Source organism: Janibacter sp. GXQ6167 (genome assembly GCF_041365945.1).
Lineage (GTDB): Bacteria > Actinomycetota > Actinomycetes > Actinomycetales > Dermatophilaceae > JBGFSK01.
In genome coordinates this window covers 93,141-116,815 of the sequence record NZ_JBGFSK010000006.1, presented here as the reverse complement: position 1 = coordinate 116,815, position 23,675 = coordinate 93,141, and the positions used below count along the sequence as shown (strand labels likewise).

Sequence of the window (23,675 nt, the reverse complement as noted above, 5' to 3'; positions counted from 1 at the left end):
CGCTATGCCGGGTCGGCCCCTTCGGCCCCGAGGAGCATCCGGACCTCCGCGGCGGTGATGATCGAGCCGGTCGCGAGCACCGCGCCAGCCACTCCCCCTTCGTCGGCGAGCTCGGCGGCCCGGTCGAGCGCGTCGGGCAGCTCGGGGACGATCGTCACGCGGTGCTCACCGAGGATTTCGGAGGCGATCTCACCGAGGGTCTGCGGCGACATGGCGCGGGCGGAGGTCGTGCGGGTGACGACGACCTCGTCGAGCACCGGGTCGAGCGCCTCGATCATCTCGGCCGCGTCCTTGTCCTTAAAGATCGCGAGGACGCCGACGAGCCGGGTGAAGGTGAAAGAGTCCGCGATCGCCGCAGCGAGCGCCCGCGCTCCGTGGGGGTTGTGCGCGGCGTCGACCAAGACCGTGGGCGAGCGCCGGACGATTTCCAACCGACCGGGCGAGGTCGCGGCGGCGAGGCCAGCCTGAAGGACCTCCTCGGTGATCCGCTGCTCTCCCCCGCCGACGAAGGCCTCGACGGCGGCGATCGCGAGCGCGGTGTTGCTCGCCTGATGCGCGCCATGAAGGGGGAGGAAGAGGTCGGGGTACTCCCCCGTCAGACCCTTGACGCTGATCTGCTGGCCGCCGACGGCGACCTCGCGGGCGGTGACGCCGAAGTCGATCGACTCCATCGCGACGCGGCGCGCGCCGACCTCTTCGGCGCGCTCGACGAGCAACGCCGCGACGTCGGGCTCTTGCACGCCGATCAGCGCGATCCCGTCGGCCTTGATGATCCCGGCCTTCTCGGTGGCGATATCGAGGATCGAGTCGCCGAGGAAGTGCTGGTGGTCGAGCCCGATGGGGGTGATCACGCTGACGTCGGCGTCGACGACATTGGTGGCATCCCACGACCCACCCATGCCAACCTCGATAATCGCGACATCGACGGGGGCGTCAGCGAAGGCGGCGTAGGCGATCGCGACGATGACCTCGAAATAGGTCATCCGCGGTCCCCCTTCGGCCACCGAGCGAGTGTCGACGGCGTCGACGAAGGGGGCCACGTCCTCCCACGCTGCGAGGAATGCCTCGCGGGTGATGAGCTCGCCGCCGATCGAGATACGTTCGCGGATGTCGTGCAGGTGCGGGGAGGTAAACCGCCCGGTCTTGAGGCCCATCTCGCGCAGGACCGACTCGATGATCCGGGCGGTCGAGGTCTTCCCGTTCGTCCCCGTGATGTGGATGACCGGGAAGGTGCGCTGCGGTTCGCCGAGGAGGTCCATCACGGCGGTGATCCGAGCGAGGTCCGGCTCGAGATCGTGCTCGGGAGTGCGGGCGAGGATCGACTCTTCGATCTCGCGCATGCGCTTGCGCAGGTCGAGTTGGCGGGCGGCCTCACGCTGGGCGGCGTCGGGGGCAGGGCTCATGGGCGCGATTGTCTCAGGCCGAGGTCGCCCCCTCCCACCCCCTTCGCAGATGCCCTGGCAAAGGCGAAGGGGGTGGGAGGGTGCGGGTTAGAGGCGGGTGACCTGGATGCGGGCCTTTTCGCCGTCCGTGAGCTCGGCCTCGCTGACCCCCTCGCCGAGGGCGAGGTCGTCCAGGGTGCTCGACGCGCCGAGTTGGGCGGCGAGCGTCTCTCCCATCACGAGCCCCTGGTGCGCCTGGATGGCCTCGATCACCCGCGCAGACCCGGTCACCGTGAGCGAGATCCGGTCCGAGACCTCCAGGCCGGCTTCGCGGCGGGCCTGCTGGACCGCACGGATGACGTCCCGGGCGAGGCCCTCAGCCGCGAGTTCTTCGGTGACCTCGGTGTCGAGGACGATGAAGCCGCCCACCGACGCCGGCAGCATCGCGGTGGCGCGGTGGCTCCCTTCGTCATCGCTCGCGACCGTCTCGAGGGTGTACTCCCCCTCGAGCAGCGCGAGCCCGCCGGAGATGACCGTGCCGTCCTCAGCGACCGACCAGTCGCCGGTCTTGCTGCCCTTGATCGCGTGCTGGACCTCGCGACCAAGGCGGGGGCCGGCCGCGCGGGCGTTGACGACGAGACGCTGACTCACGCCGAAGTCCTGCGCGGCGGGGTCGTCCAGGTCGAGCAACTCGACGGCCCGGACATTGACCTCGTCGGCGATGATCGGCGCGAAGGGGGCAAGCGCGGCGGCGTTCGGCACGACCACGGTGAGGTCACGCAGCGGGAGCCGGTTACGCAACTTGTTGGCCTTGCGCAGCGAGCTCGCGGTCGAGCACACGGTGCGAGCGGCGTCCATCGCGACGACCAGCTCGTGGTCGGCCGGGAAGTCCTCCGCCGACGGCCAATCGGTGAGGTGCACCGAGCGGCCCCCGGTGAGGCCCCGCCAGATCTCCTCGGTCGTGAGCGGCAGCAGGGGGGCCGCGACGCGGCAGAGCACCTCGAGGACCGTGTAGAGGGTGTCGAAGGCCTCCTGCGCGCGGGCCACCTGGTCCGCGTCATCGCTGCTCGCCCAGAAGCGCTCGCGCGAGCGCCGGATGTACCAGTTGGTGAGGACATCGGTGAAGGAGCGCGTCGTGTCGCACGCCCCGGCGATGTCGTAGGCGTCCATCTGGGCCGTCGTCTGCTCGACGAACTCGCGCGTTTTTGCCAGCAGGTACTGGTCCAGCGGATCGGTGGAGGCTGTCGACCACTTCGCCTCATAACCGCCAAGAGCATTGGCGTAGAGGGAGAAGAAGTACCAGGAGTTCCACAAGGGGATCAGGACCTGGCGGACCCCTTCGCGGATGCCCTGCTCGGTGACGATCAGGTTGCCGCCGCGCAGGATCGGGCTCGACATCAGGAACCAGCGCATCGCGTCGGCGCCGTCGCGGTCGAAGACCTCCGAGACGTCGGGGTAGTTGCGCAGCGACTTGCTCATCTTCTGGCCGTCGTTGCCAAGCACGATCCCGTGCGAGAGGCAGGTCTGGAAGGCCGGCCGGTCGAAGATCGCCCCGGCGAGGATGTGCATCGTGTAGAACCAGCCGCGGGTTTGCCCGATGTACTCGACGATGAAGTCACCCGGGAAGTGGTGCTCGAACCAGTCGGCGTTTTCGAAGGGGTAGTGGACCTGGGCGTAGCTCATCGACCCGGAGTCGAACCACACGTCGAGGACGTCTTCGACGCGGCGCATCGTGGAGCGACCGGTCGGGTCGTCCGGGTTCGGGCGGGTGAGGTCATCGACGAAGGGGCGGTGCAGGTCGGGCGCGCCGCTGGGGTCCGAGGGGTCGCGCGGGATCCGCCCGAAGTCCCGCTCCAACTCCTCGAAGGAGCCGTAGACGTCGATCCGGGGGTAGTTCGGGTCGTCGGAGCGCCACACCGGGACCGGAGAGCCCCAGAAGCGGTTGCGGGTGATCGACCAGTCGCGGGCATTTTCCAGCCACTTGCCGAACTGGCCGTCCTTGATATGCGCCGGCACCCAGGTGATCTCCTGGTTCAGCTCGAGCAGCCGCTCCTTGACGGCCGTCACCTCGACGAACCAGGACGACACCCCCTTGTAGATCAGGGGCTGCTTGCAGCGCCAGCAGTGCGGGTAGGAGTGGTCATAGTTTTCCCGGCGCAGCAGCACGGTGCCGGGCGCGACCGAACCCGCCTCGTCCAGCCCGCGAGTGGCGGCCTTCAAGTCGTCAATGATCGGCGCGTTGGCGTCGAAGACGAGCATGCCCTCGTAGTCGGTGACCGGCGCGGTGAAGCGACCGTCCTTGCCGACCGGCATGACCGCGACGATCCCCTCACGGTCGGTCACCACCTTGTCGTCCTCACCGAAGGCTCCGGCCGTGTGGACCAGCCCGGTGCCGTCGGTGGTCGTGACGAACTCGGCGGGGACCAGCCGGAAGGCCTTGTCGTGCCCGAGGTAGTAAGTGAAGGGGGGCGTGTAGGTCCGGCCGACGAGCTCGGATCCGCGGTAGCGGGCGACGATCTGGGAGTCCAGACCCTCGCCCCCTTCGTCGGTCAACTCCCGGGCGTAGTGCTCGAGGCGCTCGGCGCCGATCAGGTAACGCTCGGGGGTCCCCGTGAAGGACGATTCGACGACGACGTACTCGATGTCCTCGCCGACCATCACCGCGAGGTTCGAGGGCAGCGTCCACGGCGTGGTGGTCCACACGAGAGCGAGCGCGCCAGAGAGCGGGTCGTCATCGGTCGTCGTCTCCAGGCGATAGCCGACCGTCACGGCCGGGTCGCGCCGGATCTTGTAGGTCTCCTCGTCCATCCGCAGCTCGTGGTTGGAGAGGGGGGTCTCGTCCTGCCAGCAGTACGGCAGTACGCGGAAGCCTTCGTAGATCAGGCCCTTGTCGTAGAGCTGCTTAAAGGCCCAGATCACCGACTCCATGAAGTCGGGGTTCATCGTCTTGTAGTCGTGATCGAAGTCGACCCAGCGGGCCTGACGGGTCACGTAGTCGCGCCACTCGCCGGTGTACTTCATGACCGACTCACGGCAGGCGGCGTTGAACTTCTCGATGCCGAGCTCGTGGATCTCGTCGGTGGTCTTCAGGCCCAGCTGGCGCATCGCCTCGAGTTCGGCAGGCAGACCATGGGTGTCCCAGCCGAAGCGGCGCTCGACCCGCTTGCCGCGCATCGTCTGGTAGCGCGGGACGACGTCCTTGACGTACCCGGTCAGCAGGTGGCCGTAGTGCGGGAGGCCGTTGGCGAAGGGGGGGCCGTCGTAGAAGACGAACTCGTTGTCGCCGTCGACGCCCGCGGGACGCTGGTCAATCGAGGCCTGGAAGGTGTTGTCGGCCTCCCAGTAGGCGAGGACTTGCTCCTCGATCTGCGGGAAGGACGGGCTGGCGGGGACGCTCTCAGCGTCGTCGGCGTGGGAAGCCAGGGGGTACGTCACGGGTCAAGTCGTCCTTGTTCGAATCGCGTGCGGCGGGTCAACCGGATCGCTGATCGAGGACGACATCCCTGCCGCGGTACCACCCCGCTTGCCGCGCTCCCCCTTCGCGAGAAGGGGGCGTCACGACCGCTCGTCACGCTGTCGAAGGCTGTCTCGGGCCCACCCGCCCGGTTCTACTAAGGCCCCGCGTCCCCGTCTCTCGAAGGGGGTCGGTGTGCCGGTTCTTCCGGGGGCTCGCCGCTGATAACGGCTCAAACGCCTGACCGCAAGTGTAGGGCCAGTGGCCGCAGATGGAACAATCACCGGCATGGCTACCGAGCTCGACCGACAGCACGCCTGGCTCACCCACGAGGAGTTGGGCGAGGTGCGCGGCCGCGTCCCGATCCTGTACGTCGTCGCGGTCCCGGTCCGCGTGGACGCCAATGGCGCAGTGAACCGCGTCGGCTTGCTGCTGCGGGTCTCGGACACGGGGACCATGGAGCGCGAGCTCGTGGCCGGTCGCGTGCTCTATCACGAGCGGATCCGCGATGCGCTGCTGCGCCACCTCGAAAAGGACCTCGGCGCGGTCGCCCTCCCCCAGGTCCCGGCGAGCCCGACCCCCTTCACCGTGGCGGAGTTCTTCCCGACGCCCGGAGTGACCGCCTTCCACGACCCGCGCCAGCACGCGGTGGCGCTGTGCTTCATCGTGCCGGTCGCGGGCGACACTGCGCCGCAACAGGATTCGCTCGAGTTGGCCTGGCTTACCCCGCACGAGGCGGCCTCGACCGATGTCGCCGCGGAGATGGCCGGTGGGCACGGTGCCTTGCTCCGGCAGGCGCTCGCTCACCTCGGTCACGCGCTCTAGCGGCCTGCGAGGGGTGCACTGCACCGCACCCTTCGCACCCCTTCCCGCCAGGTGGCCTGCGGAAGGTGCACCTCACCGCACCCTTTACACCCCTTCCCGTCGAGTGGCCTGCAGAAGGCGCACCTCACCGCACCCCTGACACCCCACGTGCGAAGGGGGTCAGCCGGTGAACTCGTCCTTCTTGCGCTTCATGTCCGCGAGGTCCTTCGCGTAGGCCTCTTCGTACGTCGGCGCGGTGCCGCCGAGACGCGCGGGGAGGAAGCGCAGGTCTTCGCCGGTCATCGGGGGGTACGCCGCGATCGTCTGGTCGAGCAGGCGCTTCATGATCTCGCGCAGTTCTTCGGTGCGGGCCTGCGCGTCGTCATCCGGCCCGATCACCATCGGCTCACCGATCGTCACGTGGATCGGGATGCCGGAGCGCTTGAGGTTCTTCGGGACGTCCTTGGTCCAGAGGCGCTGGGCGCCCCAGACGATCGTCGGCAACAGCGGGACGCCAGCCTCCTGCGCCATCCGGACCGCGCCGGTCTTGAGCTCCTTGATCTCGAAGGAGCGCGACATCGTCGCCTCGGGGTAGACCCCGACGATCTCCCCGCGCTTCAACGAATCGACCGCCAGGCGGAAGGATTCGGCGCCGGCGTGCCGGTCGACCGGGATGTGCTTCAGCGCGCGCATGATCGGGCCGGTCTTGGAGTTGCTCCAGACCGACTTCTTGGCCATGAAGCGGACCCAGCGGTGCCGTCGGCGGCAGGCCATCGCGGCGAAGAGGAAGTCCGGGTACCCCGTGTGGTTGACGGCGAGCACGGCTCCGCCCCAGCGCGGGACGTGCTCGCGCCCGGTGAACGTAAACTTCAATCCCAATCCGAAGAAGGTGGGGCGGGCCACCGCGACGATCATGCGGTAGACCGGTTCGGGCTCGAAGCGCCGCTGCTTGGTCGACATGGCGGTAAGCCTACGGCCCAGCCGTCCACCGATTCGGTCGGATGCGCTGGCAGGTGGGAAGATCGGCGCCATGACGAACGCCAACACCACTCCCCCTTCGATCCCGGATCGTCCGTCCCTGGATGGGCTCGAGGAGAAGTGGGGCGCGGTATGGCAGGAGCAGGGCACCTACGCCTTCGACCGCGACGGTGACGCGGAGCAGATCTTCTCGATCGACACGCCCCCGCCGACCGCGAGCGGCAGCCTGCACATGGGCCACGTCTTCTCCTACACGCACACCGACTGCATGGCCCGCTACAAGCGGATGACCGGGTTCAACGTCTTCTACCCGATCGGGTGGGATGACAATGGCCTCCCGACCGAGAAGCGCGTCCAGAACTACTACGGCGTGCGCGGCGATTCTCACCTGCAGTACGACCCGGACTTCGTGCCCCCCTTCGAAGGCACGACCAAGACGATCAAGGCCGCCGACCAGGTCCCGGTCAGCCGACAGAACTTCATCGACCTCTGCGACACCCTCACGATCAAGGACGAAGAGGCCTTCGAGTCCCTCTTCCGCCGGCTCGGTTTCAGCCTCGACTGGTCGATCAGTTACCGCACGATCGATGACCACAGCCGGGCGACCGCGCAGCAGGCCTTCCTGCGCAATCTCGCGCGGGGCGAGGCCTACACCGCCGAAGCGCCGGGGCTGTGGGATGTGACCTTCCAGACCGCGGTCGCCCAGGCCGAACTCGAGGCGCGCGACTACCCGGGCGCCTACCACCGCGTGGCCTTCCATCGCGAAGGAGGCGAGCCGGTCTACATCGAGACCACCCGCCCCGAACTGCTCCCGGCCTGCGTGGCGCTGATCGCCCACCCGGACGACGAGCGCTACCAGGACCTCTTCGGCAGCACCGTCACCTCACCCCTCTTCGGCGTCGAAGTGCCGGTCGTCGCGCACGGCCTCGCCGAGCAGGACAAGGGCGCCGGCATCGCGATGTGCTGCACCTTCGGTGACCTGACCGATGTCATCTGGTGGCGTGAGCTGCAACTGCCGACCCGCTCGGTGATCACCCGCAACGGCCGGATCCAGGCCGAGACGCCGGAGTGGATTACGGACGAAGGGGGACGCGCGGTCTTCGCCGAGATGGCCACCAAGACCGTCCACTCGGCGCGCGAGGTGGTCGTGGCGGCGCTGCGCGAATCCGGCGACATGGACGGCGAGCCGGTCAAGACCTCCCGGAAGGCCAACTTCTACGAGCGCGGCGAGCGCCCGCTCGAGATCGTGACGAGCCGCCAGTGGTACATCCGCAATGGCGGGCGCGACGCCGACCTCAACGAGGCGCTGCAGGCGCGCGGCGACCAGATCGCCTTCCACCCCGACTTCATGCGTGCGCGCTACAAGAACTGGGTCGCGGGACTCAATGGCGACTGGCTGATCTCCCGCCAGCGCTTCTTCGGCGTGCCGATCCCCGTCTGGTATCGCCTCGACGCCGAGGGCCAGCCCGAGTACGACGCGCCCATCGTCCCGCGCGAGGACCAGCTGCCGGTCGACCCTGCCGCCGAGGCTCCCGAGGGCTTCGAGGAGTCCGAGCGGGACCAGCCCGGTGGGTTCACCGGCGACCCCGATGTCATGGACACCTGGGCGACCTCGTCGCTCACCCCGCAGATCGCGGGCGACTGGCGCGGCACCGGGGGTGACCCGGACGGCCTCTGGGCCAAGGTCTTCCCGATGGACATGCGCCCCCAGGCGCACGACATCATCCGCACCTGGCTCTTTGCGACCGTCGTGCGCTCCCACTTCGAAGAGGGCTCGGTCCCGTGGAAGAACGCGGCCATCTCGGGCTGGATCCTCGACCCGGACCGCAAGAAGATGAGCAAGTCCAAGGGCAATGTCGTCACCCCCGAAGACGTCGTCGTCACCCACTCGGCCGACGCCGTGCGCTACTGGGCGGCCTCCGGTCGTCTCGGCACCGACGCCGCCTACGACGAGGGCCAGATGAAGGTCGGTCGGCGCCTCGCGATCAAGCTGCTCAACGCGAGCAAGTTCGCCCTCGGCTTCGGCTCGGTCGACGCCGATGACCTGCGCTCCGAGGTGACCCACCCCCTCGACGCGGCGATGCTGGCCCAGTTGGGCCAGGTCATCGAGCGGGCCACGGCCGGTTTCGAGAGCTGGGACTACACGCGCAGCTTGGAGGTCACCGAGACCTTCTTTTGGACCTTCTGCGACGACTACATCGAACTCGTCAAGGACCGCGCCCACGGGGCCGACAATGACGCGGGCACCCGGTCTGCCCGTGCTGCCCTGCGCCTTGCCCTCGACGCGCTGCTCCGGCTGCTCGCCCCCTTCCTCCCCTACGCGACCGAAGAGGTCTGGTCGTGGTGGCAAGAGGGTTCGGTGCACCGCGCGACCTGGCCGGTGCTCGCCGAGGTCAGCGTCGAAGGGGGCGACCCGGCCGTGCTCGACGCCGTCGGCTCCGCGCTCGGACAGGTCCGTAAGGCCAAGTCCGACGCCAAGGTCGGGATGCGCAGCGAAATCACCGCAGCGACCTTGACCGCTCCGGCGGCGACGATCGAGCGGGTCAAGATCGGCGAAGGCGACCTGCGCGCTGCGGGCCGCCTGACCGGCTCCTTCGACTACACCGAAGGCGAAACGATCGCCCTCACCGACGTCGAGTTGATCCCCTTCGTCAAGCCCCCCAAGGCCTAAGGGTCCCGCCCTGGTGGCGTCCTACTTCGCGGCTGCTTCCAGCGTCGCCTGGGGCGCCACCAGATAGCGACCGCCTTCGTCGACGACATAGAAGGTACTGACCGGCAGATCGCCACCGGCAACCGTGACGAAATGCACCGCACCCTCCTGCTGCGACGGCGACTCCGTGACCTCAAGGGAATCCACGCCGGCCGAGCTCACCCCACGTGAGATCTCCCGGGCCAGCTGCAGACCCGCTGCCTCATTGTCCTTGAGCACCCACGGGCAGACATCAGGCTCGTCCTGCGCACTCACCGACGCTTGCAGGAACTGGGTGGTCGCTGCGGTCGCCGAGTCCGCACCGGACGCGCATCCCGTCGACGTGCACGCCGCAGGCATCAAAGGGAGCGCGGCACCACCGACGATGAGCGCTGCGATGGCGTTGCGAGCACGTGCCATATCTACCCCCGGAGGCTCCGGCAGGCCCCGCTCGATGCGGGACCTGATCATCGCCAGACTAGCGCTGGGCGGAGCGCTGCAGGGGCTCCGCCGACGGCTGGCGCCCGAAGGTCGGCAATTGTAGGCGGTGGGTTTCGTCGGCGCGGGCGCGACGGTGCCCCGTCGGCCGGATCACCAGCCATGGGTGCCGCCAGCCGCCAAGGGCCAGTTCGCGCCGGGCGAAGTCGTCGACCCCGAAGTCCGTCACGGTGCCCGCGTGCGGTTCGTACACCTCGAGGGAGCCACGCACCGGGCCGGGCAGGATCAAGGTGACGTGGCGAGGCAGCTGGGCATTGCCGACATAAAGGATCGCGGGCTCCCCTTCGACAACGACCTCGGTGAGCCGCCGGTGGATCCGCGCCAGCGCACCGGCGCCGCGCGGCCGTAGGGCATCGAACTCGTAGCTCGTGCCGGGCAGGGACCCATAGGTCTGCATCTCGGTCCGCAGACCCCACGGCGGCGTGCCGAGGGCGCGCGGCCACGGTGGGTTGACCCCGCCTCCGACGCGTCGGAAGCGATTGGTCCGCGAGCGGACGACCCCTTCGTAGGCGGCGAACCGCTCGGCCTCATCCCGGCCCTGCGCGCCGGGGACCGGTGAGCCTTCGCCGCTGACGATCCAGCGGGCGAAGGGGGGATCGACCAGCATGCGCGCGACCGCCGCGCACGCGGCGCCGCAGGTCCTCGGCGATTGCTGGCGCGGCGCGGGTTGCCCGGCGGTCAGCCGGAAGGGAGCGCTCACGGCCGACGATCAGGCCGAACGCTTGCGCTGCCGCTTCGGAGTCTCATCGTGGCGCACGATGGTGGGCAAGACATTGTTGGCCACGACCTCGCCAGTGATCACGACGCGCTCGATCTCGTCGTCGCTTGGGACATCGAACATCACCGGCATCAGGACCTCTTCGAGGATCGCGCGAAGGCCACGGGCGCCCGTCCCCCGTGAGAGCGCCTGCTCGGCGACGGCCTCGATGGCTTCCTCGGTGAACTCCAACTCGACGCCGTCCAAGTCAAACATCTTCTGGTACTGCTTCACGAGGGCATTGCGCGGCTCGGTCAGGATCTGCACGAGGGCGTCGCGATCGAGCGGCGAGACGGTCGTGATGACTGGCAAGCGCCCGATGAACTCCGGGATCAGCCCGAACTTCATCAGGTCCTCGGGCATGACCTCGACGATCGAGTCGGCGAGATCGGTCGGGCTGTGGAGCTCAGAACCGAAGCCCAGCCCCTTCTTGCCGCGCCGCGACTCGATGAGCTTTTCGAGACCGGCGAAGGCGCCGCCGACGATAAAGAGGACATTGGTCGTGTCGATCTGGATGAACTCTTGGTGCGGGTGCTTGCGGCCACCCTGGGGCGGGACCGAGGCGGTCGTGCCCTCGAGGATCTTCAGCAGCGCCTGCTGCACCCCTTCGCCGGAGACATCACGGGTGATCGAGGGATTCTCGGACTTGCGGGCGACCTTGTCGACCTCGTCGATGTAGATGATCCCCTGCTCGGCCTTCTTGACGTCGTAGTCGGCGGCCTGGATCAGCTTGAGCAGGATGTTTTCGACATCCTCGCCGACATAGCCGGCCTCGGTGAGCGCGGTCGCATCGGCGATCGCGAAGGGGACGTTGAGCATCCGGGCCAGGGTCTGGGCGAGATAGGTCTTGCCGCACCCCGTCGGGCCGATCAGCAGGATGTTGCTCTTGGCGATATCGACGTGGTCCTCATCGCGCTTGGCGGCGATCCCGTCGCTCGCCTGGATGCGCTTGTAGTGGTTGTACACCGCGACCGCGAGGGCCTTCTTGGCCTTCTCCTGGCCGATGATGTAAGTCTGCAGGAAGTCGAAGATCTCGCGCGGCTTCGGCAGGTCGGTCAGCCCGAGGTCGCTGCCCTCGGCGAGCTCCTCTTCGATGATCTCGTTGCACAAATCGATGCACTCATCGCAGATGTACACACCCGGCCCGGCGATCAGCTTCTTGACCTGCTTCTGCGACTTCCCGCAGAAGGAGCACTTCAGCAGGTCGCCGCTCTCGCCGACTCGTGCCACGTCATCTCCCCTTCATCGCCGTTCACCCCACCGTCGACGGTGGGCTCGTGGTCCGACGGTACCCGTCGGCACCGTCAACCTCGATCTATTGAACGACGGCCGACCGCGGCGCGTCGCGCTTGTCCGCTCACAGCGCAATCGGACAGGCGCTTACCGGCGACGGACCACCACGACGAGCACTCCGATGGCCACGAGGGCCAGCGCTGCGCCCCCGCCCAGAGCGGCCGTGCGCCAGGATCGAGCGGTTCCCGGCGCCACCGTCGCGGGGCCGGTCAGCGCGCCGTCGCCCTTGTCGGGCACCGTTCCGGGGCCCAACTGGGCTTGGACGTCGGCGAGGGCGTTCGACGGGTCCGCGCCGTCAATGCGGGAGGACCCGCTGCACACGCCGGTAATGAGGCGACCGTTGAACTGGGAAGCAAAGACGAGGTACCGGGCGCCATCCCCTTCGAAGGTCACACCGCACGCCGTGTCCTGTGCGGCCGAGTCGACCGTCACGACCGGCGCGTGCTCCCCCTTCCACTCCCGATGCACTTGGAAGGTGAAGGTGTTGGTGGTCCAGCCACGCTGCACGCTGATCACGGAGACCTCGGCAATGAGGTCGGCGTCCGGGAATCCCTGCCCCGGATCCACAGGGACACAACTGCACGCGCAGGCCTGGGGCGCCGCAGCCACCCCCGCGAGCAGCGTGATCAGTACCGTCATCAGCGCCAGGAGAATCCGTTTCATGGCGCTTTGACGCACGGATCAGGCCGACCGGTTCCGCAGAGGGGAGCGCTCCCCCTTCCCGCGAATCGATGGACGCCGCCGCCGCCAGTGACGCCCGGATACCTCGAGCCAGCAGGGATGAGACGCGCGCAGCCCCCCTCCGGATCATTCCGAAGGGGGCTGCGCGAAGGGGGTCGATGCCGAAGGGGGATCTCAGTCCTCCAGTGAGGCCTTCCGCGGAGTCAAGACCTGGTCGATCAGGCCGTACTCCTTGGCCTCGGCAGCCGAGAGGATCTTGTCGCGCTCGATGTCGCGGCGCACCTCCTCGACGGACTTGCCGGAGTGCTGGGCCCAGGTCTCCTCGAGCCACTCGCGCATCCGTAGGACCTCGTTGGCCTGGATCTCGATGTCACTGGCCTGCCCGTAGTCGCCACCGGCGAGGGCGGGCTGGTGGATCATGATCCGGCTGTTCGGCAGCGCGAACCGCTTCCCCGGAGCACCGGCCGCGAGGAGCACCGCCGCCGCGGAGGCGGCCTGCCCGATCACGAAGGTCTGGATGTCCGGGCGGATGTACTGCATGGTGTCGTAGATCGCGGTCATCGCCGTGAACGAGCCACCGGGGCTGTTGATGTACATCAGGATGTCGCGCTCGGGCTCTTGGGATTCCAGCACCAACAGCTGGGCGATGATGTCATCCGCGGAGGCGTCGTCCACCTGCACCCCGAGGAAGATGATCCGGTCCTCGAAGAGCTTGGTGTAGGGGTCCATCCGCTTCATCCCGTAGGAGGTGCGCTCCTCGAAGTTCGGCAGGATGTAGCGGCTTGACGGACCCGGTCGCATGGGGGCGTCGCCCGGCATGTGCAGGCGCGCCTGGGGGTCAAAGTGCATGGTTACTCAATCTCCTTGGCTGTATCCGACGCGCGAGGTCAGTCGGTGACCGGGTTGTCGCTGGAGCGGCCGCCGGCCTGCTCGGCGCTGGCGAAGACGTGGTCGACGAAGCCGTATTCCTTGGCCTCTTCGGCGCTGAACCAGCGGTCGCGGTCGGAGTCCTTCTCGATCTGCTCAACGCTCTGGCCGGTGTGCTCGGCGATCAGCTCGGCCATCTGCTTCTTCACGTAGAGCATCTGCTCGGCCTGGATCTTGATGTCCGAGGCGGTACCGCCGATGCCGCCCGACGGCTGGTGCATCATGACCCGCGCGTGGGGGGTCGCGTAGCGCTTGCCGGGGGTGCCAGCGGAGAGGAGGAACTGACCCATCGAGGCGGCGAGGCCCATGGCCACGGTCGCGACGTCGTTGGGGATCCACTTCATCGTGTCGTAGATCGCCATCCCCGCGGAGATCGATCCTCCGGGGCTGTTGATGTAGAGCCAGATGTCCTTATCGGGGTCCTCGGCTGCCAGGAGCAGCATCTGCGCGGCAATCGCGTTGGCGTTGTCGTCACGCACATCGGAGCCGAGGAAGATGATGCGCTCTCGAAGGAGGCGCTGGTAGATGTGGTCGTCGAGGCCCATCCCGGCCTGGGGGCCGGCGCCGACGATCTCGGTGCTGTTGCTCACGCTCACTCGCTCTCGCGGTCGGTGGTTGTGCTCTGCGCGGGGCCCGCCACGGGTCGCGCGAATGCCTTGTCAGTGACCCTAACGCGCAAGGGCGCTCGATCCATCCCGCCCTCGCAACCTGTTCGCCCACAGCGCAACGTCGGTGCCGATCGGGCGGTGGTCGGAAGGGGGATGCGTCTCCCCCTTCTCGCTACTCGGTGTCCTCGTCGGGCTCGTCCTCGGGCGGTTCGGTGACGAGCAGAGCGAGGCCGCGGTGGCCGCCGAGCTCGACGTGGAAACCGTGCAGCCGGTCGACCTCCCCGAAGGCGGAGCCGTCGCCCATGTCCATCAGCGTCGAGCCCGGGACCAAGTACTCGCTGATCACGGTCCCGGCGATCGGCTCGGCGGAGAAGTTCAAGACGGTGAGCTGCTTTTGTCCGGGCCACTGCACGTACTCGTGGACCATGACGAGCATCGCCGGGTGCGAGACCTCGGGGATGTCGATCTGACGGGTCGTCGCGATCCCGAAGTACCCGCGCAGGTGCAGGATCTCCTTTAGCCGGGTGACGAAGGAGCGGGGGTTCTCCAGCTGCTCCGGGAGCGAGCCGTAGAGCACCTGCCCGCGCGGCATCCCGCTGGTCGAGGCCGTCGCCTCCGGGGCGATCCCCATCAGGTCGTACGCGCCGCGGTGGATCCAGCGGGTATCGCCGGTCGTCAGCAGGTGCTCGATCTGCTCGCGGGGCAGGGTCGTCGCGCCGACGAGGTCCCACCCCGAGAGCGCAAAGACCCCGGGCTGCAGGGCGTTGAAGCCCGCGAGCAGCAAATGCGCCTGGGTGACCCGCTCGACATCCTCCTCGGTCATCGACGCGGGGTCGGTGATCCCCAAAGACGCCGCGATGATCGACGCCGTGGTCGAAGCGATCCCGTTGGTCGTAAAGACCGCGTTGTACGGAGCGTTGTCACCGGTCAGCACCTCGGTGAGCTCGGCTCGGATGGTCTCGGCGAGCTCGGCGCCGGTGATCTCCTCTCCGCGGAAGGGGTAGATCTGATCGGCGTGCTCGCTCGCGAAGTGGACGAGCTCGTAGGTCATCTCATCGTGGTTTTGCAGGGCGTGGACCAAGGACACCGCCTCGACCCCGATCTCCATCGCCTCACGCAAGGTGAGCCGCAGGAACTCCGTGTCACCGGTCGCCATCGCGTGGTGGTACGCCGGACGGTTGACGAAGTCGTAAGAGAGGTCGGCGCCGGCCTTGGAGGTGTCGAGGATGTCGTCGATCGAGAGGTTCAGCTCCTGGAAGGTGAAGCCCCCGACCTTGCGCACCATCGAGCCGATCAGCTGGTTCGCGGCCTCGCTGAGCGGGTGGCCCTCGGACCACGCCGGGGAGTCTTCGGCCGACTTCTCGACACCGAGGAAGCCGTTGGCGTCCAGTCGTAGGCCCCCGGAGCCGAGGTCTCCCAGCGAGTGCAGGGCGTCGCCGATCACGAGGCGCATCCCGGCGAAGGTGGGATCGAGCCAGTTGATCGAGGGCTGCCCCTCCTTGAAGTAGTGCAGGTACACCCAGCGGCGGCTGATCCCATCGGGACCGGTCACCGGAGAGGTCGCGCTCCAGTTGGTGTCCTTTACTCCCGGCACCTGGAAGATCACCCGTTGCAGCCGCCCAACGATGTAGCCCGCCTCGGCGAGGGACTGCTCGGCCTCTTCGTCGAGATTGACCGAGTCGCGCCCTTCGGGCACCTCGGGGAGGAGGTGCCAATCCTCCGGCGGGATCGCCACCATGTGGTAGATCCCCGGGTAGTCCTCCAGGCCCATCTCGGCGAGGCGGAAATCCGCCCCCTTCCCCGTGTGACCAGGGACGATGTCGTCGAGGATCGTCCCGTCGTGGGCCGCGGCGACGACGCACATATCGCGGAAGTCGTCCTCGGTGCCGAAGAGCGGATCGATGTGGGTCCCGATCCGATCGAAGTGACCGTCGATGCTCGGCGTCATATCCCAGCCCGAGATCCCGCCGGCGGTCTTGACCGGCCCGGTGTGGATCGCCTGGATCCCGATCCGCTGGAAGGTCCGCCAGAGGTCCTGGTCGGCGAGCGTCGCGAGGAAGGACTCCCCCGGCCGGGTGATCATCGAAATCGGGTAGGCGGTGAACCACACCGACGCCGTCTGCACGGCCGCGCGCGGATCCGGCGTCGCGTACGGGTTTTGCCACATGCTCCCCAACCCAGTGAACTGGCGGGAGATGTCCTTGGCATCCTGCAGCATCGATTGGCTGCGCAGCCACGCCACGTAGATCGGGTTCGTCCCGACCGGTTCGCTCGGGCGCATCACCGAGCGCGCCCCCTTCCCGCGCAGTCGAGCTCGCGGACGAAGGGCGCGGGGCCGGGCGGGGTAGAAGACCTGAGCGAAGTTGGGCTCGGAGGTCTCGTTGTCGAGCGCCTCCGGAGCGTGCGCTTGCTCCTCGTCGGACTGGGCGTCGGGGTCGGCGGGCAGCACGTGCTCCTCAGGGGGGGTCGCCATAACGACCTACCCTATGACCCCGCCGGGCCCGGCGAGCGACCGTCAGACCGGATCGAAGTCGCCCGCGTCGCCGACCGGTGTCCCGAGGTGCTGGCGGGCCCATTTCGGGACCACGAAGAGACCCTCGGCCTCCACCGTGACGCGCCCCTGGTCATCGCGTAGCTCGCCGCGAACCAAGGTCTTAAAGCCCAACTCCTCCTCGACCCAGGCGACGCAACTGAGATCGCCGAGCGGGGTGGGACGCCGGTAGGTGCAATTGAGATACGCGGTCATGCCCGGCCGGCCGATATGCGCGGGTAGCAGGCCAAGCACCTGGTCAAGGACCGTCGCGACGATGCCACCGTGGACATGCATCGGTGGCCCCTCGTAGGGGGCGCCCAGGCTGAAGAAACACTCGGCGCGGCCCCGCTCGGGATAGGTGATGTGCAAAGGGGGCGCGATCGGGTTACGCAGACCGATCGCCGGATTGCCGTGATCGCGCAGGCGTCCATCACTGGAGGTTTCCAGGCCGAGCGGGGTGTCCTGCGCCGTCGCGAGCAGCCGCTCGGTGAGCGCCCGAACCTCGGCGGCCACGGCCCGCAACTCCTCCGGCTCGACGCGCGTGCGCACACACGCGTCGATGAGCGGCCGGATGCTCTCGGCGAGCTCGCCGTAGACCTGCTCCTGCGCGGCCAGGGCCGACGGGTCCTCCACCGGGAAGGGGGAAACGATCAGCCCACCGGTCACGTTGCAGCCATCCTCATCGTTGAATCGTCATGGGGCGTAGCGCGATCGGTCGGCCGACGGGCCCACCGATGCCCGCCATTGTCACCACGCGCGCTCCCCCTTCGCGCCCGGGTGTGACCGTCATCACGGACGTGGAGTCACGTCGGTTAGGGGGTGGGGGCTGGCTCTCGCTCGGGGCGGGGGGTCAACGTCGTGACGGTCGCGAGGGCGATGAGCAGCATCCCGGCAACCAGGAGCAGGGCCCGCAGGATCCCGACGTGGTCACCGAGGAGCCCGAGCACCGGCGGGCCGGCGATGAAGGCCGAGTAGCCAATCGTCGCGACGACCGACATGCGGGCGGCGGCGCGACGCGGATCGTCCGCGGCGGCGCTCATCCCGACGGGGAAGCCGAGGCTCACCCCGAGCCCCCAGAGCACGGTGCCGAGGTACGCCAGCGGTACCGACCCGAAGACCACGAGCACCGAGCCGATCCCCGCGAGGACGAGCATCGGGACCAGGACCCGGGTGCGGCCCCAGCGGTCGAGCCACGCGGTGCCGAGGATTCGACCGGTCGTCATCGCCGTGAGGAAGAGGGCAAACGCCACCACCCCGGCCCACGCCGGCACCTCGTGACCGTCGACGAAGGCCACCGCGATCCAGTCGTTCGCCGTCCCCTCGGTGAAGGCCGCGACCAGGACAAAGAGGCCGATCGCGAGCGTTCGAGGCTCCATCCACGCCGAGCGAGCCGAGGGTGAAGGAGGCCCGTCGCCCGTGCCCTCACTTCCCGCCGCCGCGACCGGCCGGTGCGGCAAGAAGGAGCGACGCGCGCGCTCGGCCACGACCAGCACGATCAGCCCGACGACGCTCAGGTGGAGCAGGATCGGGACCTCCGCCCAGACAAGGACGGCACCGAGGAGCGCCGCGAGCACCGTCCCCCCAGAGAAGAGCGCGTGATAGAGCGGCATCGTCGCGCGGCCGCGGGCACGCTCGACGACCGTGCCTTCGAGATTCATCGCGACATCCCACAAGGAGATGCCGATCGAGGTGATGAAGAGGGCCACCGAGACGAGCCACCGATTCTCGGCGACATCGACCCCAAGGCCGATGCCGATGATTCCGGTCACCGCGAAGGCGGCACCGGTCATCACGGTCGCCGCGGCGCCGATCCGTTCGGCGATGCCGCCGGCGAGTGGAAGGGCGAGCAGCGAACCCACCGCGCCGGTCAGCAAGGTGATCCCGAGCTCGCCCGAGGTCAACCCCAGCTGCGCCTTAATATCCGGCAGGCGAGATGCCCAGGTCGCGAAGGCGATACCGGCGAGAGCGAAGGCGACGAGGACGGCCCGATGGGCCGCCCTCGTGCTGTCGTGCGAAGGAGTCAGGGTCAGTCCTGCGGGCCCTTATCGGCGTCCACGACGACCTCGCCCTCACCGTCGGTCGAGTCGTCAACGACCACGTCGTCCGCGCTCTCGTCGGTGACCTCGGCATCCTCGATCGGGGCCTCGTCGACCCCTTCGTCGTCGGCCTGCGGGACGAGCTCGTCCAGGTTCACGGCCTGGCCGTCGGTGTCGGTGATCGTCGCCTTGTCGAGCGCGGCCGCGAGGCCCTTGCGGCGAGCGACCTCACCGACAATCGCCGGGACCTGCCCCTGCTGGTCGACCATCTGGGCGAACTGGTTCGGGTCCATCCCGTACTGCTGGGCCTGCATGATGAGGTACTCGATGATCTCGGGCTGGCCAACCTCGACCTCTTCGGCCTCGGCGAGCGCGTCAAGGACGAACTGAGCCTTCATCGCCTTGCGGGTCTGCTCGTCGACCTCGGCGCGGTGCACATCGTCGTCGAGCTTGTTTTCCTGCTCGAGGTGCGAGTGAATCTCGGCCTCGACGAGGCTCTCGGGCAGGTCAACCTCGGTCTGGTCGAGGATCGCGTCGAGGACCTTGTCGCGGGCCTGGACGCCCTGCTCGAAGCGCTTGGCCTGCTCGACCTGCTTGGTGACATCGGCGCGCAGTTCCTCGGCGGTGTCGAACTCGCTCGCCAGCTGGGCGAACTCGTCGTCGACCTCGGGCAGCTCGCGGACCTTCACCGACTGGACGGTGATCGTGCAGTCCGCGTCCTGGCCGGCCTTGTCGCCGCCAGCGAGCGGGGCGGTGAAGGTCTTGGTCTCGCCCTGGGTCATGCCGACGAGCGCGTCGTCCATGCCCTCAAGCATGTTGCCCGAGCCGACCTCGTAGGAGATGCCCTCGACGGCGTCGATCTCCTCGCCGTCGATCGCGGCCTTCAAGTCGATCGAGACGAAGTCGCCGGACTCGACGGCGCGGTCCACACCGGTCAGGGTGCCGAAGCGCTCACGCAACTCGGTGAGCCGCTCCTCGACGTCCTCATCGGTGACGGCCACGGTGTCGACCTCGATCGCGAGGCCTTCGTAGTTCGGCAGGGTGATCTCGGGACGGGTCTCGACCTCAACGGTGAAGACGAGCTCCTGGCCGTCTTCGAGGGGGACCTCGGTGACCTCGACGTCGGGCTGGCCGAGCGGGCTCAGGTCCTCGGCCTCGACGGCCTTGGCGAAGAACTCGGGCAGGGCCTCGTTGACGGCCTCCTGGAGCACCGCGCCCTTGCCGACGCGCTGCTCGATGATCCGCGACGGGACCTTGCCGGCGCGGAAGCCGGGCACGCTGATCTGCCCGGCGATCTTCTTCAGGGCATCATCGACATACGGCTGCAGCTCATCACTCGGGACCTCGACAGTCATCTTGACCCGGGTCGGGTTGAGCTTTTCAACAGCACTCTTCACAGCAGGTACTCCACTTTGTCGGTTAGATAACGGTCTTTTGGCCTGCTCAGACCCACGCGACGCCAGTGCGAGGGTGGCGGGCAGCAAGTTCTTCGAAATAAGCGCGCGGACGCCCGGGGGCATCCACGACCGGTGCCCCACTCTAGCCGCCCGTGGCCTCCCGCCACGAAACGCGGGCTTTTCAAGGCGGCCAGTGCTCCCCTTCGGCTTCGTGGTCAACCGCCGACATACGCCGAAGGGGGCATCGCTCGATCGCGATGCCCCCTTCGGCTGTTGGTCGGGGTAGCCGGATTTGAACCGGCGGCCTTCCGCTCCCAAAGCGGACGCGCTACCAACCTGCGCCATACCCCGAACGGCCATGCGGCGATTCGTGCCGCAGCGACAACGGGCATTAGGCTAACCCGTGGTCCAGCACTGGCTGGCACCCGCCTCGCGGGCGTAGCTCAATGGTAGAGCCCCAGTCTTCCAAACTGGCTACGCGGGTTCGATTCCCGTCGCCCGCTCCACGCGAAGGAACCCCCGGCCAATCAGCCGGGGGTTCTCTTCATCTGGTGCGGATATCAGCGCGGGCGGGAGGCGCGGATCTCGGTGATCGAACGGCCCGCGAGCACGCCCTTGTCCTCAAAACCATCGCTCGGTCGCCACGACGGCCGCTCCCCCAGCACGACGTCATAGCCGCCGTGAGCAGCCAGCTGCTCGAGAGCATGCTCGGCGTAGATCGCGTGATCCGTCGCGATGAGCAACGTCCCGCCCGGCCGAAGGCGGTCGGCGATCAGGGTGAGGGTGTGTTGTTGGACGAACCGCCGCTTCGCGTGGCGGTTCTTCGGCCATGGGTCGGGGAAGAAGAGGTGAACCGCCTCGAGACTTCCCGCCGGAACCCACTGCTGCAGGTACTCGAGAGCATCTCCGCGGTGGACTCGCAGGTTGGTCAGGCCCGCCTCGTCGACGCGGGCCAGCATCCGCGCGACGCCCGGGACGTGGACCTCGGCAGCGAGGATGTTGTGTTCGGGGTGCTCGCTCGCGTACGCGATCGCCGCCGCCCCATGGCCGGAGCCAATCTCAAAGACCAGCGGCGCAACCCGGCCGAACGCGGCGTCCTGATCCAGCGGCCCATCCGGCACGCCGTAGCGGGGCATCAGGGTGTCCATCCGCTCCGCGGTGAGTGGCGACACCCGCCAGCGGGGGGTGAAGGTGCGCACCGACGAGACCGGGCGGCCCCCTTCGGTGAGTTCCGGGTCGACGATCGGGCTCCGGTAGCGGTGCGCGTTCGCGCCCTGGTTCGAGATCACGGCGCGCCAGCGTAGTCGCGCGGACCCCCTTCGCCCTATTCGCGCCAGAGCAGGATCGCGGCCCGATCATCCTCGGCGCCGGCGCGACCGTCGCTCACGAGATCGGCGACGAGACCCGAAAAACCAGCAGCCATCCGGGCCTCTGCGCGTCCGAGCATCCAGTCGATCCCGTCCTCGATCCGCATCCGTCGGGACTCGACCACCCCGTCGGTGCAAATCAGGATCGCGTCCCCGCGACCGAGCACGCCGCTGACCCGCTCATAGTGGGCGTGCTCGACAAAACCCAGCGCCGGGCCGCGGGCCCCATCGAGGGCGCTCCACCGCCCCCGCCCAGCGTCGTAGTACATCGCCGGGATGTGCCCGGCCGTCCCCACCTCGAAGGCACCGTCGACCAGATCGACCACGAGATGGACCGCCGTGGCAAAACCCTCGCGCCCGCCATAGCGCGCGAGGTAGGCGTTGGCGGCCGCGAGGACGGCGCCGGGCTCACCGCCACCCATGACCCCGGTCATCGCCCCCGAGAGGACGAGGGCGCGTGTCCCAGCCCGCTGCCCCTTGCCGCTCACATCGGTCAGGAGCAGTTGCAGGATGCGCTCGTCCTCATCGAGCACGGTGACGTTGAAGTCTCCGGAGAAGGCCTGGTCGTGGGCGGTCGCGATGGCCCGCTCGGCGCGCCAGCCCGGCGGAAGGGAGGGAATCTCGCCGAGGTGGGAGAGCTCATCGCGCAGATCGCTCAGCATCCGGTCGCCGCCGAGGCCGTGCACGCCGTGCCGGGAGCGGGAGACCGACACGGGGTACATCATCAGCATCGTCGCGACGACGACGGCGCCCTCGTGGTACGGAGAGTCGGCCCACTCGATCATCACGGCGACGGCGAGCCAAAAGACGGTCACCGTGTAGAGCACCCGCAGCCGCGGCAGGGTCAAAAAGACCGCACCGATCACGACCCAGGGGATGAGCCCGGCGATCGGGACCCACCGCGGCCAGAGCAGGTGCGCGATGGCGGTCGCCGAGACCAGGCCGCAGATCACATCCAGGCGCGCCTCACCGCCCTGCGTCGTCGTCGTGCGCGTCGCGACGTGACGAAGGGGCGGGACGAGGCGCTGCGTGCGCCGGGCCTGTTGGACCATTAATCCATCGGAGGCAGCACGCGGTCGGTCTCCCACGCGAGCACCATGTCGATGCGACGCTGGTGGCGCTCCTCGCCGGTGAACTCGGTCTCGAGGAAGACTCGGACCATCTCCTTGGCCTCTTCGGCCGTATTCATCCGCCCACCGATCGAGATGATCTGGGCATCGTTGTGCTCCCGGGCGAGCCGGGCCAGTTCGGTGTTGTAGCAGAGCGCCGCGCGGATGCCCCGGACCTTGTTAGCGGCCATCTGTTCCCCGTTGCCGGAGCCGCCGAGGACGATCCCGCGACTGCCGACGTCCTCGCGGACCGCGAGCGCGGTCCGCAGCACGAAGACCGGGTAATCATCGACCGGGTCGTAGGCGTGGGGCCCGTGGTCGGTCACTTCGTGGCCCAGTTCGCGCAAGTAGGCGATCAGGTCCTGGTGGAGTTCGAAGGCGGCGTGGTCACCGCCGATGTGGACGCGCATGGGATTGGTCTCCTTGATGACAGGCAAGTTGGTCGGTCGGGGGCCCGGGTGTGGCGCCGGTCCCCCTTCATCGGTCGTTATTTACAAGATCGGATCACGGGTTCGGGACCTCTTCAGCTCGAAGAACCCGTCCGTCCCCGCGACAAGGAGGCAACCATCCCAGAGTCGGCCAGCGGCCTCCCCCTTCGGAGCGGGTGAGACGACCGGGCCGAAGAAGGCGACCTCCCCGACGGCAATCACCGGGGTTCCCACATCATCGCCGACGAGCGCCAGGGCCCGGTCGTGGCTCTCGCGGACCGTCGCATCATAGGAGGAGTCCGACGCCGCGTCCGCGAGCTCCGGCGGCAGGTCCAGGGCGGCAAGGGCCGCGGGGATCGCGACGGCGGGATCCTGCTCGCCGCGACGATGGATCTGCTCCCCAAGCGCGTCGTACAGGGGCTTGGTGATCTCGTCGCCGCGAAGGGCGCGGGCGGCGGCGATGACGCGCACGGGCGCCCACGCGCGCTCCAATAGCTCGGCGTATTCCTCGTCCAGCTCACGCCCTTCGTTCAGCATGGCGAGGCTCATCTGCGACCACGTCACCGTGACATCGCGGACCTTTTCGACCTCCATCAGCCACCGGGAGGTCATCCAGGCCCACGGGCAGACGGGGTCGAACCACATCTCGACGGTGGCGTGCTCGGCGTGTCGCGGATCGGTCATGGGGTTCATCCTGACAGAGCCGTGCCGCTGCTGCTTGCTCGCCGACGCCG

Annotated in this window: 19 protein-coding genes and 2 tRNA genes; 3 read left to right on the top strand and 18 right to left on the bottom strand. The window is 68.3% G+C overall.

Annotated elements, in window-relative coordinates; all coding sequences use genetic code 11:
- Window positions 1-2: 2 nt before the first annotated feature.
- Together AB8K43_RS10660 and ileS are read right to left on the bottom strand one after the other, a co-directional pair.
- The gene (locus tag AB8K43_RS10660; protein ID WP_370894156.1) at window positions 3-1,403 is read right to left on the bottom strand and encodes a folylpolyglutamate synthase/dihydrofolate synthase family protein; all 1,401 of its coding nucleotides are present in this window, start codon (window positions 1,401-1,403) and stop codon (window positions 3-5) included.
- An 87-nt stretch (window positions 1,404-1,490) separates the two neighbouring features.
- A complete protein-coding gene (gene ileS, locus AB8K43_RS10655; protein ID WP_370894153.1) occupies window positions 1,491-4,817 on the bottom strand; it encodes an isoleucine--tRNA ligase in 3,327 nt (1,108 codons plus the stop codon).
- Window positions 4,818-5,124: 307 nt separating this feature from the next.
- Here ileS and AB8K43_RS10650 point away from each other — a divergent pair, with 307 nt between their 5' ends.
- Window positions 5,125-5,661: an NUDIX hydrolase family protein gene (locus tag AB8K43_RS10650; RefSeq protein ID WP_370894151.1), complete on the top strand. Its 537-nt coding sequence runs from the start codon at window positions 5,125-5,127 to the stop codon at window positions 5,659-5,661.
- A gap of 159 nt (window positions 5,662-5,820) precedes the next feature.
- Here AB8K43_RS10650 and AB8K43_RS10645 read toward each other — a convergent pair whose 3' ends face one another.
- Window positions 5,821-6,600, bottom strand: coding sequence for a lysophospholipid acyltransferase family protein (locus AB8K43_RS10645; protein ID WP_370894150.1), 780 nt, complete (start codon window positions 6,598-6,600; stop codon window positions 5,821-5,823).
- 70 nt (window positions 6,601-6,670) lie between these two features.
- Here AB8K43_RS10645 and valS point away from each other — a divergent pair, with 70 nt between their 5' ends.
- The gene (valS, locus tag AB8K43_RS10640; RefSeq protein WP_370894148.1) at window positions 6,671-9,289 is read left to right on the top strand and encodes a valine--tRNA ligase; all 2,619 of its coding nucleotides are present in this window, start codon (window positions 6,671-6,673) and stop codon (window positions 9,287-9,289) included.
- 21 nt (window positions 9,290-9,310) lie between these two features.
- Here valS and AB8K43_RS10635 read toward each other — a convergent pair whose 3' ends face one another.
- The 11 genes from AB8K43_RS10635 to AB8K43_RS10585 form a co-directional block, all read right to left on the bottom strand.
- Window positions 9,311-9,727 carry a hypothetical protein gene (locus tag AB8K43_RS10635; RefSeq protein WP_370894146.1) on the bottom strand — a complete coding sequence of 139 codons (417 nt, stop codon included), beginning with the start codon at window positions 9,725-9,727 and terminating at the stop codon, window positions 9,311-9,313.
- A 58-nt stretch (window positions 9,728-9,785) separates the two neighbouring features.
- Window positions 9,786-10,505: a hypothetical protein gene (locus AB8K43_RS10630; protein WP_370894144.1), complete on the bottom strand. Its 720-nt coding sequence runs from the start codon at window positions 10,503-10,505 to the stop codon at window positions 9,786-9,788.
- Between the two features lie 9 nt (window positions 10,506-10,514).
- A complete protein-coding gene (gene clpX / locus AB8K43_RS10625) occupies window positions 10,515-11,792 on the bottom strand; it encodes an ATP-dependent Clp protease ATP-binding subunit ClpX (protein ID WP_370894142.1) in 1,278 nt (425 codons plus the stop codon).
- Between the two features lie 150 nt (window positions 11,793-11,942).
- Complete coding sequence (locus AB8K43_RS10620; RefSeq protein WP_370894141.1) at window positions 11,943-12,494, bottom strand: hypothetical protein; 552 nt, start codon at window positions 12,492-12,494, stop codon at window positions 11,943-11,945.
- 216 nt (window positions 12,495-12,710) lie between these two features.
- Window positions 12,711-13,385: an ATP-dependent Clp protease proteolytic subunit gene (locus AB8K43_RS10615; RefSeq protein WP_370894139.1), complete on the bottom strand. Its 675-nt coding sequence runs from the start codon at window positions 13,383-13,385 to the stop codon at window positions 12,711-12,713.
- 38 nt (window positions 13,386-13,423) lie between these two features.
- The gene (locus AB8K43_RS10610; RefSeq protein WP_370894270.1) at window positions 13,424-14,008 is read right to left on the bottom strand and encodes an ATP-dependent Clp protease proteolytic subunit; all 585 of its coding nucleotides are present in this window, start codon (window positions 14,006-14,008) and stop codon (window positions 13,424-13,426) included.
- 235 nt (window positions 14,009-14,243) lie between these two features.
- Window positions 14,244-16,544 carry a maltose alpha-D-glucosyltransferase gene (treS, locus tag AB8K43_RS10605; RefSeq protein WP_370894137.1) on the bottom strand — a complete coding sequence of 767 codons (2,301 nt, stop codon included), beginning with the start codon at window positions 16,542-16,544 and terminating at the stop codon, window positions 14,244-14,246.
- Window positions 16,545-16,586: 42 nt separating this feature from the next.
- Window positions 16,587-17,270 (bottom strand): PaaI family thioesterase, encoded by a 684-nt coding sequence (locus tag AB8K43_RS10600; RefSeq protein WP_370894135.1) that lies wholly within the window; start codon window positions 17,268-17,270, stop codon window positions 16,587-16,589.
- Window positions 17,271-17,416: 146 nt separating this feature from the next.
- Entirely contained in the window at window positions 17,417-18,628 is a 1,212-nt protein-coding gene (locus AB8K43_RS10595; RefSeq protein WP_370894269.1) for a sugar MFS transporter, read from the bottom strand.
- 2 nt (window positions 18,629-18,630) lie between these two features.
- Window positions 18,631-20,037 carry a trigger factor gene (gene tig, locus AB8K43_RS10590; protein ID WP_370894133.1) on the bottom strand — a complete coding sequence of 469 codons (1,407 nt, stop codon included), beginning with the start codon at window positions 20,035-20,037 and terminating at the stop codon, window positions 18,631-18,633.
- Window positions 20,038-20,311: 274 nt separating this feature from the next.
- Window positions 20,312-20,388, bottom strand: a tRNA-Pro gene (locus tag AB8K43_RS10585).
- 81 nt (window positions 20,389-20,469) lie between these two features.
- On the opposite strand from AB8K43_RS10585, the gene AB8K43_RS10580 reads away from it, so the two are divergent.
- Window positions 20,470-20,543, top strand: a tRNA-Gly gene (locus AB8K43_RS10580).
- A gap of 54 nt (window positions 20,544-20,597) precedes the next feature.
- On the opposite strand, the gene trmB is transcribed toward AB8K43_RS10580, so the two are convergent.
- The 4 genes from trmB to AB8K43_RS10560 all read right to left on the bottom strand — a co-directional run bounded on the left by trmB (window position 20,598) and on the right by AB8K43_RS10560 (window position 23,625).
- The gene (gene trmB, locus AB8K43_RS10575) at window positions 20,598-21,326 is read right to left on the bottom strand and encodes a tRNA (guanosine(46)-N7)-methyltransferase TrmB (protein ID WP_370894131.1); all 729 of its coding nucleotides are present in this window, start codon (window positions 21,324-21,326) and stop codon (window positions 20,598-20,600) included.
- 35 nt (window positions 21,327-21,361) lie between these two features.
- A complete protein-coding gene (locus AB8K43_RS10570; RefSeq protein WP_370894129.1) occupies window positions 21,362-22,456 on the bottom strand; it encodes a PP2C family protein-serine/threonine phosphatase in 1,095 nt (364 codons plus the stop codon).
- On the bottom strand, window positions 22,456-22,923 hold the full coding sequence (locus tag AB8K43_RS10565; RefSeq protein WP_370894127.1) for a ribose-5-phosphate isomerase: 468 nt from the start codon (window positions 22,921-22,923) through the stop codon (window positions 22,456-22,458). The genes AB8K43_RS10570 and AB8K43_RS10565 overlap by 1 nt, the downstream gene beginning before the upstream one ends.
- Window positions 22,924-23,004: 81 nt before the next feature.
- Entirely contained in the window at window positions 23,005-23,625 is a 621-nt protein-coding gene (locus AB8K43_RS10560) for a DsbA family protein (protein WP_370894125.1), read from the bottom strand.
- Window positions 23,626-23,675: the final 50 nt, after the last annotated feature.